Origin of the sequence: Comamonas nitrativorans (assembly GCF_042654765.1) — a bacterium.
Lineage (GTDB): Bacteria > Pseudomonadota > Gammaproteobacteria > Burkholderiales > Burkholderiaceae_C > Comamonas > Comamonas nitrativorans.
In genome coordinates this window covers 1-17,722 of record NZ_JBHSEW010000015.1, presented here as the reverse complement: position 1 = coordinate 17,722, position 17,722 = coordinate 1, and the positions used below count along the sequence as shown (strand labels likewise).

The window sequence follows — 17,722 nt, the reverse complement described above, 5'->3', positions numbered from 1 at the left end:
ACCATGACCGACAAACTCACCACCGCCTCCGTCCTGGCCTTCGAGCGCAAGCTCGATCCCTCTGACGCCGTCTTCCACGCGGGCCGCTGGGAAGACCGCGCCCAGTCGCACGCCTGGCCGCCCGTGACCATTCGGCCCAAGTCCGTGCGCGGCACCATCAGCAACCGGCTCAAGGCCAAAGAGCAAGACCCGGCCAAGCTCGACGCTGCCATCGAGAACCCCAACCTGCAAACCGTGGACGTGGCCGCGCTGCCGCCACAGGCCGACACGCTCAAGGTGCAGTTCACGCTGCGCGTACTCGGCGGCGCGGGCACGCCGTCGGCTTGCAACAGCGCGGCCTATCAGGCCAAGCTGCTGGCCACCGTGCAGGGTTATGTGCAGCAGCACGGCTTTGCCGAACTGGCCCGGCGCTACGCCGTCAACCTGGCCAATGGCCGCTTCCTCTGGCGCAACCGCGTAGGGGCCGAAAGCGTGGAAGTCACCGTGGAGCAGATGCAAGCTGGCAAAGCTGCCAATTCATGGTCTTTTAATGCTCTAGCCCTGAATACACGGGCGGTAGCAGCTATCAATCATGAAACAAAAGAATTGAACGAACTCGGTCAGGCCATTGCTGCAGGACTGGCCGGTACGGCACACGTGCTGCTGCGGGTCACGGCCTTTGTGCGCCAGGGTGCCGGGCAGGAGGTGTTTCCATCGCAAGAGCTGATCCTGGACAAAGGCAGCACGAGGAAAAGCAAGACGCTTTACCACGTGAACGGCGTGGCCGCCATCCACTCGCAAAAGATCGGCAACGCCATCCGCACCATCGACACCTGGTACGACGGCGCAGATGAACTGGGCCCGATTGCCATCGAGCCCTATGGCTCCGTCACCACCCAGGGCAAGGCCTACCGCCAGCCCAAACAGAAGTTGGACTTCTACACCTTGCTAGACAACTGGCTGCTCAAAGATCAAGTACCACCCGTCGAGCAGCAGCATTTCGTGATGGCCGTGCTCATTCGCGGCGGCGTATTCGGCGACGCGAGCTGATCACCATGACCACGCACTACATCGACATCACCCTGCTGCCCGACCCGGAGTTCAGCCACGCACACTTGCTGAGTGCGCTGGTGGCGAAACTGCATCGGGCACTGGTGCAGGGGCAAACCACCGACATTGGCGTGAGCTACCCGCAGCATGTGAATGCGCCACAGGCACGCCGTACCCTGGGCACCGTGCTTCGCCTGCACGGCTCTCCCGAGGCGCTGCACCGCTTGATGGCGCAGGACTGGCTCAAAGGCATGCGCGACCACACCCAGGTGGCTGCGCTGCGTCCGGTGCCCACCGATGCTCTGCATCGCACCGTGCGCCGCCGCCAATTCAAAACCAACGCTGACCGCCTGCGTCGCCGCCGGATGCTGCGCAAAAACGAAACCGCCGAACAGGCCGCAGCCGCGATTCCCGACAGCGTAGAACGTCGCCCGGATCTACCATTTGTGCAACTGCGCAGCAGCAGCACCGGACAGCCGTTTTGCTTGTACGTGGAGCACGGGCCGCTGTTGCCCCAGCCCATCTCCGGAACCTTCAACGCCTACGGTCTGGCGTGCGGGACGACGGTGCCGTGGTTTTGACCCTTTTTTTGGAAGACCTATCGTAGCGTCTTATAAATCAAATACTTACAGAACACCCCCGGAAATTGGGGCGTTCTACGTTTTATGGCACTTTTTCTTTATTAATCAAAGTATTGCAAAAAGGTATGATCAGTTCACTGCCGTATAGGCAGCTTAGAAAAAAAATTGAGGAGTTAAAAAATGGAACTTACCGTTCACTGCCGTATAGGCAGCTTAGAAAAGAAACAAGCCGCTTTGCCGTGGAAGCATGAAGTTCACTGCCGTATAGGCAGCTTAGAAATTCACCTGGTCAAAACGACCAAAGCGCCAGCCGTTCACTGCCGTATAGGCAGCTTAGAAAAGAATCATCGGCAAATGCGGAAGGGCTTGCAAGTTCACTGCCGTATAGGCAGCTTAGAAAGCGAACGCTGTATGGCCGGTCAGCTCGAAGCGGTTCACTGCCGTATAGGCAGCTTAGAAAACCCCTGAAATCCCGAAGGGATTTTGTGAACCGTTCACTGCCGTATAGGCAGCTTAGAAAACGCATCAATCCAGCGGTCGGCCTGTTCCAGTGTTCGCTGCCGTATAGGCAGCTTAGAAAAAGCAGGATGCCCAGGCCTTCGGCGCCGCCGCGTTCACTGCCGTATAGGCAGCTTAGAAATGAAATTTGGACGTTGCTTGCCGTTGGCAAGCGTTCACTGCCGTATAGGCAGCTTAGAAACAGGTGTTCAAACGTGTAGCCGTAATCGACGAGTTCACTGCCGTATAGGCAGCTTAGAAAGCTGTTGCCGGTGCCGGTGGCCGGGACGTGCAGTTCACTGCCGTATAGGCAGCTCGGAAATCATGGAACATTCGATCGGCATGAATAATGGATTCATTGTCGCATAAAATGTCAAAAATAATAGCAAGCATCGCTTGCCAATAATAAATTTCAAATATTTAAGAATATGAAATTCATTATTGGCAAGCGCTAACAGCTATTTTTATAGGTGCAACGCCAAGCAGGCAGTGGCGCCGTTACAGCGAGTAGTACATGTCGTACTCGATCGGATGCACGGCCTGGCGGAAGCGCGTGACCTCGTCCATCTTCAGCGTGATGTAGGCATCCAGCATGTCGTTGGAGAACACGCCGCCCTTGGTCAGGAAGGCGCGGTCCTGGTCGAGGGCCTCCAGCGCCTGATCGAGGCTGTGGCACACGGTGGGCACCAGGCGGTCTTCTTCCGGCGGCAGGTGGTACAGGTCCTTGGTGGCGGCTTCGCCGGGGTGGATCTTGTTTTCCACGCCGTCCAGCCCGGCCATCAGCAGCGCGGCAAAGCCCAGGTAGGGGTTCATCAGCGGATCGGGGAAGCGTGCTTCCACGCGACGGCCCTTGGGGTTGCTGGTGTAGGGGATGCGGATGGAGGCCGAACGGTTTTTGGCCGAGTAGGCCAGTTTGACCGGCGCTTCAAAGCCGGGCACCAGACGCTTGTAGCTGTTCGTGCCGGGATTGGTGATGGCGTTGAGCGCCCGCGCGTGCTTGATCAGGCCGCCGATGTAGTACAGCGCAAAGTCCGACAGGCCCGCGTAGCCGTCGCCGGCGAACAGGTTCTTGCCGTCCTTCCAGATCGACTGGTGGACGTGCATCCCCGAGCCGTTGTCGCCCGCGTAGGGCTTGGGCATGAAGGTGGCGGTCTTGCCGTAATTGTTGGCCACGTTCCAGATCACGTACTTCTGCACCTGCGTCCAGTCGGCGCGTTGCACCAGGGTGGAAAAGCGCGTGCCCAGTTCGTTCTGGCCGGCACCGCCCACCTCGCGGTGCAGCACTTCGACGGGGATGCCCAGGGATTCGAGCAGCAGCGCCATTTCCGCGCGGATGTTCTGCGTGCTGTCGATGGGCGGCACGGGGAAGTAGCCGCCCTTGGTGCGCGGACGGTGCCCCTTGTTGTTGCCGTCGAGCTGGGCGCCGCTGTTCCAGGGGGCTTCGTATTCTTCGATGCTGTAGAAGGTGTTGCCCGGCTGGTTGTCCCAGCGCACGTTGTCGAACAGGAAAAATTCCGGCTCCGGCCCGAAGAAAGCGGTGTCGCCCAGGCCCGAGGCTTTCAGGTACGCCTCGGCCCGCTTGGCGATGGAGCGCGGATCGCGGTCGTAGGCCTTGCCGTCGCCCGGCTCGACCACGTCGCACTGCAAAAACAGCGTGGTTTCTTCAAAGAAGGGGTCGATGTTGGCGGTGCCGGGATCGGGCATGAGCTGCATGTCCGAAGCCTCGATGCCCTTCCAGCCGGGCATGGACGAGCCATCGAATGCGTGGCCTTCGGTGAATTTGTCTTCGTCGAAATGGGAGACGGGAACGGTCACATGTTGTTCTTTACCACGGGTGTCGGTAAAGCGCAGATCCACGAATTTGACTTCGTAGTCTTCCACCATTTGCATCACGTCGGCGATGGTTTTGCTCATCAATTGCTCCAGCTTAGGCCTGGTTGAAAAATCTTCGGGAGGAAATAAAAAGCCAGCGCACCACGGTTAAATGCTGCGCTGTAGTTCTGGGCCAAATTGTGCCCCAAGCAGGTGCAAACCCTCGATCAGCTGCTGCCAAGCCGGGGCGATGGCATCGGTTTTGCCCTTCACGCCCAGTTCGATGTGCATCCCGTATTCCGGGTGATCGACGCTGGGCAGGCTGAACACCTTGATATCGGGGTGGGCGGTTTCCACCGCCTCCATCAGCGGCGTCAGCGCCGACTCCTGCGCCTTGAACAGGATGATCGAGCGTTCGGTGTGCCCGTGTCGCTGGTACAAATCGCGGTGGTGGTGATCCAGTGCCCACTCGACCATCGGCCAGGCCATCACCGGAAAGCCCGGCACGCAATGCAGCCACGCACCCTGTGCGCCCCGGCAACTGAAGCCGGGAATGCGGTTGAACGGGTTGGGAATGATCTGCGCACCCGCAGGCAGCACACCCATTTGCAGGCGCTGCACGTTGTCGGCCCGTTCGGGTTGGAAGACTTCGCCCTTTTCCGTCGCCATCTCCTGCATCCGCTGGGTGATCAGGGCCTGGGCCTGGGCATGGGGTTGCAGCGCCACGTCCAGGGCCGCCGCTGCGCATTGGCGCGTGTGATCGTCCGGCGTGGCGCCAATGCCGCCAAAGCTGAACACTATGTCGCCGCCAGCCGTGGCACGGCGCAGCACATCGGTCAACCGCCCCCGCTCGTCGCCCACGTACTCGGCCCATGCCAAGCTGCATCCCCGGGCAGCCAGTAGTGCGATCAACTGGGGGAGATGCTTGTCCTGGCGTTTGCCAGAGAGGATTTCGTCGCCAATGATGATGGCGCCAAACCGGGCAAGAGGAAGGGTATTGGGCATCGCAAGATACAAAAAAACCCGTAGAGCCGCCAGTGCCTACGGGTTCAAGAAAGCGGTTGGAGCGGGTGAAGGGAATCGAACCCTCGTATGAAGCTTGGGAAGCTGCCGTTCTGCCATTGAACTACACCCGCATCGATCTAAGCCACGCATTCTAGCACGCGAGAATAAGCCGGATTCAGAGCCATCGGGCACCCGTCAGTCACGTAAAGGCTCGTTATTGAGGGGCTGACCAAGATCAGAGGGGATCTATTCCACGATCTGCTGGGCCAGCGGCGCGTAACCATGGTTCAGCGGGCCATGGCCCTGTCCGGTATGCACCCGGGCGCCGGCTGCGATGGCGCCCAGAATGTAGTTGCGCCCCTGTGCCACTGCTTCGGACAGCGGCAGGCCCCGCGCTAAATAAGCGGCAATCGCCGAAGACAGGGTGCAGCCCGTGCCGTGGCCGTTGTGGGTGGTGATCCGTGCGGAGGCCAGCTCCTGCGTCCGGCCCTCGGCGGTGCGCAGCACATCCACCACATCATCCCCAGGCAAATGTCCGCCTTTGACCAATACATTGGCCGCGCCCAGCCCTTGCAATTGCGCTGCGGCAGCGTGCATGGCGGCTTGCGTGCGGATGTCCTGCCCGGTCAGCCAGGCAGCTTCGTCCAGATTGGGGGTGATGATGGTTGCCAGAGGGAACAGCGCTTGCACCAAGGCCTGGGCCGTTTCCTCGGCGATCAGCCGATCGCCGCTGGTGGCCACCATGACCGGGTCGAGTACCACCCGGGTCAGGCCATAGCGGCGGATGGCATCGGCCACCACCTGCACGGACTCGGGAGTGGACAACATGCCGATTTTTACGGCATCTGCACCGATATCCTGCAAAACTGCGTCGATCTGCGCTGCCAGCATGGGGGCGGGAATGCCGTGAATGCCGCGCACGCCCTGGGTGTTCTGCGCGGTGATGGCGGTGATGGCCGTCATGCCGTAGCAGCCCAGGGCGGCAAACGTCTTCAAATCGGCCTGGATACCTGCGCCGCCACCGCTGTCGGAGCCGGCAATGGACAACACCCGCACATAGTGCGGGTGGCGAGTGGGGGCCAGCGCGGCGCTGGCAGGAGGGATGTCAGGGGTCGTCATGCCCGAAATTATGGCCCCGACCTGCCTTGCTGCGGCCCGCAGGCCTGGGCTGGGTGTCAGGCCGGTACGGTTGCTTCGGCTTCCACCAATTGTTCGATGGCCTGGTCAGCCAGGGCCAGGGCCTTGTCCTTGGCTTCCGCCCCCAGCGCCACGCCTTCGGCGCGGACGAACTGGACATCGGTCACACCGAAAAAGCCCAGCACGGTTTGCAGATAGCTTTCCTGATGCTCCATGGCCTGGCCCTGGGCGCTGGTGGAATAAAACCCACCACGCGAGGAAGCGACGATGACCTTCTTGCCGCCAGCCAGCCCCTCGGGGCCATTGGCGGTGTAGCGGAAGGTGCGCCCAGGCTGGGCGATGCGGTCGATCCAGGCCTTGAGCTGGCTGGGAATGCCGAAGTTGTAAAACGGTGCGCCGATGACCACCACGTCGGCCGCCAGGAATTGCTGCACCAGTTTTTCCGATACGGCGTTTTCAGCGATTTGCGCGGGGCTCAGGTTCTCGGTCTGGCCGGTGCGCGGGCACATGGCGTCCATAGTGAAGTGGGCCGGAGCCTGAACCGCCAGGTCGAGATAGTCCACTTCGGCGCCAGGACTGGCCTTTTTCAAGGCGGCGACGATATTGGCGCTCAGGGCACGGGAAACGGAATTCTGGCCGGTGATGGACGAGTCGATATGCAGCAGTTTCAAGATCAATCTCCAAAAGGAAAGTGGAAAATACCTAGGGTTAGTACGATGGTTTGAATTATCCCGGCCCATCATCCCTCTGATAAGCCACCGTTTGCGGATTTCATTGTTGCAATGATAGAAACAATGATGGTACTTGAAGAAAAAATAAAAGAGCTGCTTCCACTGATAAACAAAGGATTTCAGATGCTTTTTACTCTGAAATCCTTTGTTTTCAAGCGGTAGCAGCTCTCTTTTTAGTCCTGCGGCCTGAAGCCAATCAGCAGCTCGGTCGGCACCCGCCCGCCCACATCCGGGGGCAGGGTCTGGGTTTTGTACAGGGCACGCACCACTGCCTCATCCCAGGCCGGGTTGCCACTGGACTGCACCAGCTGCACGCTGGTGATGGCCCCGCTGGGCGCAGCCCGCACGCGCACTTCGGCACGGGGATTGCCGCTGACCAGATCGGGATAGACGATGTTGGGTTTGACCTTGGCCGCCACCTTGGCACCATAGCCTGCCGATGGCCCGGCCGTACCGCCGCCCGTGCCTTTGCCGCCATTGGGGCCGCTGCTTTGTGCAGCGCTGCCGGTGCCGCCAGAACCAGCGCTCGCCTGCATCCTGGCTATTTGTGCTTGGCGCCGTGCTTCGGATTCTTTAGCTTCCTTGGCGGCCTGCTCTTTCTTGCGCTTGTCCTCGGCCGCCTTCTGGGCGGCTTCGGCCTTGGCGGCTTTTTCTTTTTCCGCCTTCTCTTTCTCGGCCTTCTCTTTGGCCGCTTTTTCCTTGGCCGCTTTTTCCTTCGCTGCCTGTTCCTCTTTTTCCTTTTCCGCTTTTTCCCTGGCGGCCTGCTCGGCTTTTTGCTTTTCGCGCTTTTCTTTCTCCAGCGCTTGCTGACGCTCTTGCTCTTTGCGCTCGCGCTCCAACTGCCGGGCTTTTTCCTCGGTCTGGCGTTTTTCTTCCTGCTTTTTCTGCTGTTCCAGGGCCAGCTCGGCATCGCGCTGGGCTTGCAGCTCGGCCGGGCTGGGCTGGGGGGGCTTCGGTGGCGGCACCGGTTCCGGCTTCGGCTCGGGCGGCGGGGGCGCTACCTTGGGCAGGGCCGGGGCGACAAAGGCCGGGGCGGCCTGCTCGAACTGGTCGGCCCACAGCTCGGCCTCGACGGCCTCTTCGCTGGCCGCTGGCGGCGGGGTGATTTTCCAGACGAAGGCGCCCACCAGCAGCGCATGGGCCAGCAACGCCAGAATCCAGCTCAGCCACTGCGGCCGCGAGCGGGGAGGCGCAAAGGGGTCATGTTCCAAATGGGCAGACATGCGAGGGGCTTTTCCTCTGTTTTCTCTATTTCGCGGCAGATTTCACGCCCAGGGCAATGCGCTTGACCCCGGCGCGTTGCAATTCGCCCATGGCGGCAACCACGTGTTCGTAGGCCAGGGTCTTGTCGGCCTGGATCAGTACGGCGCTTTCCTCGCTTTCCTCGGCCTGCCAGCTGGCGGTGGCAATGCCCAGTTCCTGCAGGCTCAGGGTCTGCTCGTTCTTGCCTGCTTTCAGGCGGATGCTGCCGTCTTCGGCCAGCAACACGTGCGCAACGTGCTTGGTCGGTGGCTTGGTGGACTTGCCCGCGCTGGGCACGTTGATGGCACCGGGGGTAAGCATGGGCGCCGTCACCATGAAGATGATGAGCAGCACCAGCATCACGTCGATGAACGGCACCATGTTGATTTCATTGACGGTGCGCCGGCGCCGGGGGCTGCGGAAGCTGTCGGTACTCATGGGGATTGCGCCTTAGTGGCCCGAGGCGCTGGCCTGTGCCGGGCTGCTGATGTTGCGCTGCAGGATGTTGGAAAACTCTTCGACGAAGGTTTCCTGCGCGTTGGCAATGCGGTCGATATGGTTGGCGTAGCGGTTGTAGGCCGTCACTGCCGGAATGGCGGCAAACAGCCCCATGGCCGTGGCCACCAGGGCCTCGGCAATGCCGGGGGCGACGGTGGCCAGGGTGAGCTGCTCCATCGAGGCAAAGCCGGTAAAAGCGTGCATCACCCCCCAAACCGTGCCGAACAGCCCGATATAGGGCGAAACGGAGCCGACCGTGCCCAGAAACGACAGGCCCATCTCGACCTGATCCATCTCGCGTTGGAAGCTGGCCCGCATGGCGCGGCGGGTGCCGTCCATCAGCGTGGTGGCGCTTTGCACCTGGCGCTCGCGCAGCTTGCGGTATTCGCGCATCCCGCTGGCAAAGATACGTTCCATCGGGCCGCCGCTCTTGGCGTTTTGCGTGGCACGGGTATACAGGTCGTTCAGGCTGTTGCCGGACCAGAAGTCCTCTTCAAACTCCTCATTGAGCCGGCGCACGCGCTTGATGGCCATCGCTTTGCGAAAAATCGTGGCCCAGCTGGCCACCGAGCCAGCGACCAGAATCAGCATGACGAGTTGCACCACCCAGCTTGCTTGCAGCACCAGGGACAGGATGGACATGTCTTGAGAAGGGTTCATGACAGTTGTTCAAGAAGTGAAGAAGGAATCCGGGCCGGTCGCATGCTGGCGGCATCCACCCAGCCGACGCGCACCACGCCCTGGCATAACAGTTGGGGGGTGCCGTCGGCTGACACGGGCTGCAAAAAAACCTGCTGGGCAATGGTCAGCGAGGCGCGGCCTGCCGTTTGCAGCACGGCGGTAACGTGCAGCACGTCGTCCAGCCGCGCCGGGCGCAGGTATTCCGCCTGCGCGTGCGTGACAACGAACATGCCGCCCACGGTATCGCGCAGGTGCTGCTGGTTCAGCCCCAGGCTGCGCAGCCATTCGGTACGGGCGCGTTCAAAGAATTTCAGGTAGTTGGCGTAAAAGACGATGCCGCCGGCATCGGTGTCTTCCCAATACACCCGCACGGGAATGTGAAAGGCTGGCTGGTTCACGGCAAGCATCCGTCAGGCCAGCAGGCGGCGCAGCCGCGCCACTGCCTCGTGCAACTGAGTCATGGAATTGGCCGTGGAAAAGCGCACGTAGCGGGCGGTGTCGCTGCTGCCGAAGTCCCGCCCCGGAGTGATCGCCAGATGCGCCTTGTCCATCAGCGCGTAGGCAAAGTCCCAACTGTTGTCCACCCCCAGCTTGGGAAACAGGGCGCTGCCATCGGCCCAGGCGTAAAACGCGCCATCGGGCATCACCGGTACGCCAAAGCCCAGTTCGCGCAGGGCGGGAATGAAAAAGTCGCGCCGCGCCTTGAACTCGGCCCGGCGCTGCTCGTACAGCGCCAGGCTTTCCGGCGCAAAGCAGGCCAAAGCCGCGTGCTGGGCAATGGTGGAAGGGCAGATGAACAGGTTCTGCGCCAGGCGCTCGACCACCGGCACCATCGCCGGAGGCAGCACCATCCAGCCCAGGCGCCAGCCGGTCATGTTGAAGTATTTGCTGAAGCTGTTGATGCTGACGATGTCCTCGCCCAGCGCCAAGGCGCTGCGGCCAAAGGCCTCGTCGTAGGACAGGCCCAGGTAAATCTCGTCGACGATGGTGAAACCGCCCTTGCTCCGCACCACATCATGAATACGCGCCAGCTCGTCCGGTGCAATCGAGGTGCCGGTCGGGTTGGAGGGCGAGGCCAGCAACACCCCGCGCGTTTGCGCCCCCCAGTGGGCAAGCACCTGCTCGCTGCTGAGTTGGTAGCGTTGCGCGGCCGTGGTGGGAATCAGGCGGGCCACGCCATCGGCACTGCTGACGAAGTGGCGGTTGCACGGGTAGCTGGGATCGGGCATCAGCACTTCGTCGCCCGGATTGACCAGCGCCTGGCAAGCCAGTTGCAGGGCCGCGCTGGCCCCGGCAGTGACGACGATACGCTCTGCCGCCACCTGCACGCCAAAGCGGCTGGCATACCACTGGCTGATGGCCGTGCGCAGCGCGGGCAGTCCCAGGGCGTTGGTGTACTGGGTCTGGCCCTGTGCAATGGCCGCGCTGGCGGCTTGCTGCACGGCCGGGGCCGCCGTGAAGTCCGGCTCACCAATGTTCAGAAAAATCATGGGGCTGGCGCTATCGGCCACCCGGGCCGCCAGTATTTGCGCGGCCTTGGCCACTTCCATGACGTAAAACGGTTCGATTTTTTCTGTACGTGCAGCAAATTGCATTCATTCACCCCATCCATGAAGCAGGCCGGTATCAGCCCGCCTTGTTTTTTGCCGCCAGGTCGGCCTGCACTTCCGCCGCACGCAGCACCGGCGCCAGGGCATCCAGCACGCCGTTGACGTATTTATGCCCGTCGGTGCCGCCAAACTCCTTGGTCAGCTCGATGGCCTCGTTCATCACCACGCGCCAGGGCACATCCAGGGCGTGCAGCAGCTCATACGCGCCAATCCACATACAGATGTGTTCAATGGGCGACAGTTCCCCCAGCGGGCGGTCGAGCTTGGGGGCGATCAGGGCGTTCAGGTCGGCTTCCTGCTCGATGCAGCCATGCACCAGGGCGTCGTAATGGGCAGCGTCGCACTTGTGAAAGCCGATCAGCTCGCGCGTGAACTGGTCGATGCTGGCAGCATCGTTGCCTGCGACAACGTGCTGGTACAGCGCCTGCAGGGCAAATTCGCGTGAACGGCTGCGGGCCGACTTGGACGCCGCTTTGCGCACGCCGGTGCTGGTCAGGCCCGTGCGCTTCTGGCGCGGCGGGCGTTTGGAGGGGGTTGTGTCTTCTTGCATACAGTTACTGCTTATTCGCTCGGGGCCAGATCGGTGAGCAGTTGCGCCATCTCCACGGCGACGTAGGCGGCATCGCGCCCTTTTTCGGTCTGGCGGGCAACGGCCTGTTCCAGGTCTTCGGTGGTCAGGATGGCATTGGCGATCGGAATGCCATAGTCCAGCCCGACACGGGTGACACCGGCGCCCGACTCGTTGGCAACCAGCTCGAAGTGGTAGGTTTCCCCCCGGATGATGCAGCCCAGGGCGACCAGGGCGTCGAACTCGTCGCGCTCGGCCAGGGCCATCAGGCCCAGGGGCACTTCCAGGGCGCCGGGCACCTGCACCAGGGTGATGTGTTCAGGCGCTACCCCCAGGTCGATCAGGGCGTCCTGGCACGCCTGGGCCAGGGCATCGGTAATGTCGGTATTGAAACGCGCCTGTACGATGCCGATGTGCAGGCCCACGCCGCTCAATTCCCGGGGTTGGCCTTTGTCTGCGTTTTGCATGGTGGTTGTCCTCTTTTATTCCTTGGTGATGTAACCGGTGATTTCCAGGCCGTACCCGGCCATGCTGGGCATCCGCCGGGGCTGGCCCAGCAGCTGCATTTTGTGTACGCCCATTTCGCGCAAGATTTGAGCGCCGATGCCGTAGGAGCGCAAATCCATGCGTCCGCGTTCCGGTGCGTGGGCCGAGCGGGCCTTGCCCTCGAACTGGTCGAGCAGTTGCTGGGCGCTTTCGCCGCAGTTGAGCAGCACCGCCACGCCACAGCCGGTCTTGTCCAGGTAGGCCAGACTTTCGTCCAGGCTCCATGAGTGCATTGGGCGCTGCACTTCCAGCGCGTCGAGTACCGACAGCGGCTCGTGTACCCGCACGGCCACGTCCTGCCCCGGCTCCCACTGGCCGCGCACCAGAGCCAGGTGGACGGATTGGCTGGGCTTGTCCATGAACGCATGGGCGACAAACGCGCCATGGTGGGTTTGCAGGGTGCGGGTGCCGACACGTTCCAGCAGCGATTCGGTACGACTGCGGTACTGGATCAGATCGGCGATGGTGCCGATCTTCAACCCATGCTCGGCAGCGAACAGCTGCAAGTCGGGCAGCCGCGCCATCGTGCCATCGTCTTTCATGATTTCGCAGATCACCGCTGCCGGGCTGCACCCGGCCAGGGCGGCCAGATCGCAGCCGGCCTCGGTATGCCCGGCCCGCATCAGCACCCCGCCATCGACGGCCTGCAACGGAAAGATGTGCCCGGGCTGCACCAGATCGCTGGCCTGGGCATCGGGTGCGACTGCCGCCTGCACGGTGCGGGCGCGGTCGGCAGCGCTGATGCCGGTGGTCACGCCCTGGGCCGCTTCGATCGAAACGGTGAACGCCGTGCTGTAGACCGTGCCGTTGCGTACCGCCATGGGGGGCAGGCGCAAATGCTCGCAACGCTCACGCGTCAACGTCAGGCAGATCAGACCCCGGCCAAACTTGGCCATGAAGTTGATGGTTTCGGCACTGACATGGTCGGCCGCCAGGATCAGATCGCCTTCGTTTTCCCGGTCTTCCTCATCGACCAGGATGACCATGCGGCCAGCACGCATGTCGGCAACGATGTCCTCCACCGGGGATATGGCTACGGGGGTGCGGGGGGTATTCATGAATGTTCCTTAGAACTTGCAGCGCTGCCACCGGATCGGCATTTGCCCAAACCACCAGGCCTGCTGCAAAAAAATGCGGGCCGCAAGCGGCCCAGGGGTGAAACGCAAAATTGTCGGCTCGCGCTCTTGAAACCGCCGATTTTAAAGGCTGGCTCCAGCCTCTGCAGCGCCATGCCGGCACCGGGGCGTCAGTTTTCAGGGTCTTGCAGCACCACATCGCTTTGCGGATAAGCCACGCAGGGCAGCACGCAGCCGGCCGCCATCTCCTCCGTGGTCAGGCCGGGCCATTCGATCTCGTAGCGCACGCTGCCGCTTTTGAGCTGGCCCAGGCAGGTACGACAGGTGCCGTTGCGGCACGAACTGGGCCACGGGATGCTGCCCGCCTCCAGCGAGAACAGCAGCGGCTGGTTCGTCCAGGCATCGCATTGCTGGCTGCTGGGTTCGAGCTTGGCGGTGAAAAATTCAGGGGTCAAAGCTGCATCCATGCCAAAGAGGAAAAAGCAAAACAACCGCGCATTGTGCCCGTTTTGCCGCTACTGCGCCTTGCCCATTTTTTCAGCGTCCCAGGGCTGTCCCCAACAAAACCAATGCTGATGCGGCCTTGGGAACTTGCGCCTGCAGTTTTCCACAGCTTTATCCAACCCGGACGGGGATAAATCGGCATGACGCCGCCCCATGCCGGGCAACGACCAGAATGGCAAGCGCCATGGCAAAAAAACCGTACAAACTGCCAAAAATTTCAGCAACAATAATTTTTTTCTTTTATTTCATCAAGTTAATCCAACACTTCAGCGGCTTGCCAAGACTTATCCACAAGCTTGTGCGGTCTTCTGCCGAAGAAGTTTTCCTCACCTCCCAAGAATTGCCTATTTTTTAATCATTTTTTCTTTTCACTGGCAAAACAATACCTTGTCCAAGTTGTCGGCGGCTTGTTCAGGCTTTTCCACAAGCTTGTGCCGCCAGATCGGGGATAAACCCTGACGCCCCCACCGGCAGCACCATCGCACTTTTTCTAGTCCCTGCGCAAGATAAGCCCGGGCCGGGCATGGTAACTTCGCCCCTCTTCGCCAACTTCCCTTCTTGTTTCGCATGACCGTGCAGCCCCCCTCTTTCGCTATTCCGGCACCCGAGCGCCTGGCCGGCATCCGCCGTGGTATTGAAAAAGAAGGCCTGCGCGTGCTGCCCAACGGCGCCCTGGCCCTCACGCCCCACCCACAGGCGCTCGGCTCGGCCCTGACCCATCCGCTGATCACCACCGACTACAGCGAATCGCAGCTGGAGCTGATTACCGGCGCCCACCAGGGCGTGCAGGACTGCCTGGACGAGCTGCAGGCCATTCACCAGTACGTCTACCGCTGCATGGCTGACGAAGGCGCGGAAATGATGTGGGCCGCCAGCATGCCCTGCACCCTGCCGACGGATGAAACCATCCCCCTGGGGCGCTACGGCCACTCGCACATTGGCCGCTCCAAAAGCATTTACCGCATGGGCCTGGGCCACCGCTACGGGCGGCGTATGCAGACCATCTCCGGCATTCACTACAACTGGTCGCTGCCGGGCGTCAGCAGCGCCGAATACCTGGGACTGATTCGCAACTTCCGCCGCCAGGCATTTTTGCTGCTGTACCTGTTCGGCGCCTCGCCCACGCTGTGCCCCTGCTTTGTCGAAGGCCGCCAGCACCAGCTGCAACCGCTGGGCGAGGAAGGCCAGGCGCTGTACCTGCCCTACGCCACGTCGCTGCGCATGGGCCGCCTGGGCTACCAGAGCGAGGCGCAGGCCAGCATCAATGCCAGCTTCAACGATCTGGACGAGTACGCCAACTCCCTGCAAGACGCGCTCACCCGCCCCTATCCGGCCTACGAGCAGCTGGGCGTGCGCAACCCCGGCGGCGACTACAACCAGCTGGGCACCAGCCTGCTGCAAATCGAAAACGAGCTGTACAGCACCATCCGCGCCAAACGCACCGTGCGCCGGGGCGAGCGCCCCCTGCATGCCCTGCGCGAACGCGGTGTGGAATATGTGGAAGTGCGGCTGATGGACATCAACCCCTTCGAGCCGCTGGGTATTAACGCCAGCACCATGCGCATGCTGGACGTGTTCCTGCTGCACTGCCTGCTCTGCGACAGCCCGCCCGACACCCCGCAGGAAATCGCCGCCGTCAAGGAAAACCAGCACCGCACCGCCGAGCGTGGCCGCCAGCCGGGCCTGCGCCTGCTGCGTGGCGAGCAGGAAGTGCTGCTGACCGACTGGGCCGAAGAAATCCTGCACGCTTGCCAGCCCCTGGCCCAGGCGCTGGACGCCACCCACGGCGGCGACGATTACCAGCAGGCCCTGCTGGCCGCCCAGGATCTGGTGCAGTTCCCCACCATGACCCCCTCGGCCCGCGTGCTGCACGGCACCCAGGCCCACGGCAACAGCTTCAAAGCCTTCGGCCTGGCGCAAACCCAGGCCAGCCACGACCACCTGCTGGGCCTGCCACGCAACGCAGCCCTGCAGAAAACCTTTGCCCAACTCAGCCGCGCCTCCATCCAGGCGCAGCGCGAAATCGAAAAGGCCGATACCGGCAGCTTCGAGGAATGGCGCCTGCGCTACATGGACGTCGGCAACCTGCGGTAACGCAAGGCAATATCAATAAAGTGAGCTGTTTCCGCTGATCAATAAACGATTTCAGGATTTAATTGCCTTGAAATCGTTTATTGATCAGCGGAAGAAGCTATCTAAATAATCAAACATTCAAGCATCCGCCATGTCTGCCATCCAGTGGTTCCCCGGCCACATGCACCTGACGCGCCAGCTCATCGAGGAGCGCGTCAAGGACATCGACGTCGTCATCGAAGTGCTGGACGCCCGTATCCCCGGCTCCAGCTTCAACCCCCTGCTGCAAACCCTGACCGGCCACAAGCCGCGCCTGAAGCTGCTCAACAAGCAGGACGTGGCCGACCCCGTGCAGACCGAAGCCTGGCTGCAGTGGTACAACGCCCAAAGCGACACCCGCGCCATCGCCATGGACGCCGGCGACCCGGCCCCTGCCCGCCGCCTGATCCAGACCTGCCGTGAACTGGCCCCGCAGCGCGGCGGGATGTCCCGCCCCATGCGCGTGCTGATCTGCGGCGTGCCCAACGTCGGCAAATCCACCCTCATCAACACCATGACAGGGAAAAAACAGGCCAAGGCCGCCGACGAAGCCGGCGTGACCAAGGACGAGCAGCGCATCGTGCTGGACGACGACTTCTACCTCTGGGACACCCCCGGAATGCTCTGGCCACGGATTTCCATCGGCCAGAGCGGGTTCAACCTCGCCGCCAGCGGCTCGATCGGCCGCAACGCCTACGACGAGGAACTGGTCGCGCTCGAACTGCTGCTCTACCTGCAGAAACACTACGCCAAAGAGCTGCAAACCCGCTACAAGCTCGACCTGAGCGAGCAGGAAATTGCCGCGCTGCACGACGATGAACTACTCGAATACATCGCCCGCAAACGCGGCGCCGTCATGACCGGCGGCCGCGTGAACATGCAAAAAGCCGCCGAGTTGGTGATCACCGACTACCGCACCCACGCCCTGGGCCGCATCACCCTGGAAACCCCGGAAGAATTTGCTCAATGGGCCGCCATCGCCGCCGTGGCCGATGCCGAGCGCCTGGCCCGCAAAGAAGCCTTGGCCAAAGCCAAAAAGAAAAAGCGCAAACCGCGTTAAAGCGACTTGCGCACAGCAATTCAAAACCAACAACTGGCACTCACTGGTCAGCGGCCCGACAGCGCTTCCCTGCTCGATTACGCAGCGTGGAACCCCAACGCCTGCAAATCCTCCTGCGTCAGCCAACGCCATTGGCCCGGCGGCAAATCCTGGGGCAGTGCCAAATCGCCAATTTTCCAACGGTGCAGCGCTTCCACCCGGTTGCCCACTGCGGCCAGCATACGCTTGACCTGGTGGTACTTGCCCTCGGTCAGCGTCAAATCCAGCACGCATTCCGACACCAACGTGCAAGCCGCTGCCCGCACCGGCCTGGGGTCATCGTCCAGCACCACCCCGGCGCACAAGCGATCGACCATCTGCGTCGTCACCGGATGCTTCGCCGTCACCCGGTACACCTTGGGCACATGCTTCTTGGGCGAACTCATGCGGTGGATGAACTGGCCATCGTCACTCAGCAAAAGCAACCCGGTCGTATCCTGGTCCAGCCGCCCCACCGCCTGCACCCCCTGAATGGCGGCCTTGCAGGGCCGCTGACGTAAAGGCGCAGGCAGCAAGGTATAAATGCTCGGCCACGCCGAAGGCTTTTGCGAACACTCCGTTCCTGCGGGCTTGTGCAGCATGATGTAGCCCTTGGCCTGGAACAGCCACTCGACACCTTGCACGCGAAAACGCAACCCCTCCGGCTCTAGCTCCGCCATGGAATCACGCTCCGGCACAAACACCTGCTGCGCAGCATCCCAAATCTCGACCCAGCCCTGCTGCACCAGGCCCGAACACACCCGGCGAATACCAAACCCCTGCGAATACAAAATATCCTGTAGCTGCATCGTCATTTCAAAAAATTATCAAAAAAATAACCAGTGCAAAAAACAAAACCCCCAGTCTTTATGGGACTGGGGGTTTGTCTTGCTATAAGAGCCTGACGATGACCTACTTTCACACGGGAACCCGCACTATCATCGGCGCAGACCTGTTTCACTGTCCTGTTCGGGATGGGAAGGAGTGGTTCCAGGTCGCTATGGTCATCAGGCA

20 protein-coding genes, 1 tRNA gene, 1 rRNA gene and 1 CRISPR repeat array are annotated in these 17,722 nt (G+C 61.7%); of the genes, 5 read left to right on the top strand and 17 right to left on the bottom strand.

The genetic code is table 11. The features are described 5' to 3' along the window. The first annotated feature begins 3 nt into the window (after positions 1-3). Together csy3 and cas6f are read left to right on the top strand one after the other, a co-directional pair. Complete coding sequence (gene csy3 / locus ACFO3A_RS14105; RefSeq protein WP_377727610.1) at positions 4-1,029, top strand: type I-F CRISPR-associated protein Csy3; 1,026 nt, start codon at positions 4-6, stop codon at positions 1,027-1,029. Positions 1,030-1,034: 5 nt separating this feature from the next. Further along, on the top strand, positions 1,035-1,610 hold the full coding sequence (gene cas6f / locus ACFO3A_RS14100) for a type I-F CRISPR-associated endoribonuclease Cas6/Csy4 (protein ID WP_377727608.1): 576 nt from the start codon (positions 1,035-1,037) through the stop codon (positions 1,608-1,610). Between the two features lie 132 nt (positions 1,611-1,742). Further along, a CRISPR array of direct repeats spans positions 1,743-2,430; the repeat unit is 28 nt; unit sequence GTTCACTGCCGTATAGGCAGCTTAGAAA. 176 nt (positions 2,431-2,606) lie between these two features. On the opposite strand, the gene glnA is transcribed toward cas6f, so the two are convergent. From glnA to ACFO3A_RS14025, 15 genes are all read right to left on the bottom strand, one after another. Then, positions 2,607-4,022 (bottom strand): type I glutamate--ammonia ligase, encoded by a 1,416-nt coding sequence (gene glnA / locus ACFO3A_RS14095; protein WP_377727606.1) that lies wholly within the window; start codon positions 4,020-4,022, stop codon positions 2,607-2,609. A 66-nt stretch (positions 4,023-4,088) separates the two neighbouring features. Next, positions 4,089-4,925, bottom strand: a complete 837-nt coding sequence (locus ACFO3A_RS14090) for a competence/damage-inducible protein A (RefSeq protein ID WP_377727604.1) — start codon at positions 4,923-4,925, stop codon at positions 4,089-4,091. 57 nt (positions 4,926-4,982) lie between these two features. Next, positions 4,983-5,056, bottom strand: a tRNA-Gly gene (locus tag ACFO3A_RS14085). 115 nt (positions 5,057-5,171) lie between these two features. Then, positions 5,172-6,044, bottom strand: a complete 873-nt coding sequence (gene thiD, locus ACFO3A_RS14080) for a bifunctional hydroxymethylpyrimidine kinase/phosphomethylpyrimidine kinase (RefSeq protein WP_377727601.1) — start codon at positions 6,042-6,044, stop codon at positions 5,172-5,174. 56 nt (positions 6,045-6,100) lie between these two features. Continuing rightward, positions 6,101-6,733, bottom strand: coding sequence for an FMN-dependent NADH-azoreductase (locus ACFO3A_RS14075; protein ID WP_377727599.1), 633 nt, complete (start codon positions 6,731-6,733; stop codon positions 6,101-6,103). Positions 6,734-6,966: 233 nt separating this feature from the next. Beyond that, positions 6,967-8,016: a cell envelope integrity protein TolA gene (gene tolA / locus ACFO3A_RS14070; RefSeq protein WP_377727595.1), complete on the bottom strand. Its 1,050-nt coding sequence runs from the start codon at positions 8,014-8,016 to the stop codon at positions 6,967-6,969. A 25-nt stretch (positions 8,017-8,041) separates the two neighbouring features. Beyond that, positions 8,042-8,473: an ExbD/TolR family protein gene (locus tag ACFO3A_RS14065; protein WP_377727591.1), complete on the bottom strand. Its 432-nt coding sequence runs from the start codon at positions 8,471-8,473 to the stop codon at positions 8,042-8,044. A 12-nt stretch (positions 8,474-8,485) separates the two neighbouring features. Further along, positions 8,486-9,193 (bottom strand): protein TolQ, encoded by a 708-nt coding sequence (gene tolQ, locus ACFO3A_RS14060; RefSeq protein ID WP_377727588.1) that lies wholly within the window; start codon positions 9,191-9,193, stop codon positions 8,486-8,488. Continuing rightward, complete coding sequence (gene ybgC / locus ACFO3A_RS14055; protein ID WP_377727585.1) at positions 9,190-9,612, bottom strand: tol-pal system-associated acyl-CoA thioesterase; 423 nt, start codon at positions 9,610-9,612, stop codon at positions 9,190-9,192. The genes tolQ and ybgC overlap by 4 nt, the downstream gene beginning before the upstream one ends. Positions 9,613-9,624: 12 nt before the next feature. Next, on the bottom strand, positions 9,625-10,809 hold the full coding sequence (locus ACFO3A_RS14050; protein WP_377727583.1) for a pyridoxal phosphate-dependent aminotransferase: 1,185 nt from the start codon (positions 10,807-10,809) through the stop codon (positions 9,625-9,627). Positions 10,810-10,840: 31 nt separating this feature from the next. Continuing rightward, complete coding sequence (nusB, locus tag ACFO3A_RS14045) at positions 10,841-11,374, bottom strand: transcription antitermination factor NusB (protein ID WP_377727580.1); 534 nt, start codon at positions 11,372-11,374, stop codon at positions 10,841-10,843. 11 nt (positions 11,375-11,385) lie between these two features. After that, complete coding sequence (gene ribH / locus ACFO3A_RS14040; protein ID WP_377727577.1) at positions 11,386-11,859, bottom strand: 6,7-dimethyl-8-ribityllumazine synthase; 474 nt, start codon at positions 11,857-11,859, stop codon at positions 11,386-11,388. A 15-nt stretch (positions 11,860-11,874) separates the two neighbouring features. After that, on the bottom strand, positions 11,875-12,996 hold the full coding sequence (ribBA, locus tag ACFO3A_RS14035; protein WP_377727574.1) for a bifunctional 3,4-dihydroxy-2-butanone-4-phosphate synthase/GTP cyclohydrolase II: 1,122 nt from the start codon (positions 12,994-12,996) through the stop codon (positions 11,875-11,877). Between the two features lie 188 nt (positions 12,997-13,184). Continuing rightward, entirely contained in the window at positions 13,185-13,481 is a 297-nt protein-coding gene (locus ACFO3A_RS14030; RefSeq protein WP_377727571.1) for a 2Fe-2S iron-sulfur cluster-binding protein, read from the bottom strand. Beyond that, the gene (locus ACFO3A_RS14025) at positions 13,466-13,660 is read right to left on the bottom strand and encodes a hypothetical protein (protein WP_377727569.1); all 195 of its coding nucleotides are present in this window, start codon (positions 13,658-13,660) and stop codon (positions 13,466-13,468) included. The genes ACFO3A_RS14030 and ACFO3A_RS14025 overlap by 16 nt, the downstream gene beginning before the upstream one ends. A gap of 11 nt (positions 13,661-13,671) precedes the next feature. Here ACFO3A_RS14025 and ACFO3A_RS14020 point away from each other — a divergent pair, with 11 nt between their 5' ends. From ACFO3A_RS14020 to ylqF, 3 genes are all read left to right on the top strand, one after another. Next, positions 13,672-13,977, top strand: coding sequence for a hypothetical protein (locus tag ACFO3A_RS14020; protein ID WP_377727567.1), 306 nt, complete (start codon positions 13,672-13,674; stop codon positions 13,975-13,977). Between the two features lie 108 nt (positions 13,978-14,085). After that, positions 14,086-15,612 (top strand): glutamate--cysteine ligase, encoded by a 1,527-nt coding sequence (gshA, locus tag ACFO3A_RS14015; RefSeq protein ID WP_377727564.1) that lies wholly within the window; start codon positions 14,086-14,088, stop codon positions 15,610-15,612. A 130-nt stretch (positions 15,613-15,742) separates the two neighbouring features. Beyond that, positions 15,743-16,690, top strand: a complete 948-nt coding sequence (ylqF, locus tag ACFO3A_RS14010) for a ribosome biogenesis GTPase YlqF (RefSeq protein WP_377727561.1) — start codon at positions 15,743-15,745, stop codon at positions 16,688-16,690. Between the two features lie 77 nt (positions 16,691-16,767). Here ylqF and ACFO3A_RS14005 read toward each other — a convergent pair whose 3' ends face one another. Next, the gene (locus tag ACFO3A_RS14005; RefSeq protein WP_377727696.1) at positions 16,768-17,517 is read right to left on the bottom strand and encodes a 16S rRNA pseudouridine(516) synthase; all 750 of its coding nucleotides are present in this window, start codon (positions 17,515-17,517) and stop codon (positions 16,768-16,770) included. Positions 17,518-17,607: 90 nt separating this feature from the next. Further along, a 5S ribosomal RNA gene (gene rrf / locus ACFO3A_RS14000) occupies positions 17,608-17,720 on the bottom strand. Positions 17,721-17,722: the final 2 nt, after the last annotated feature.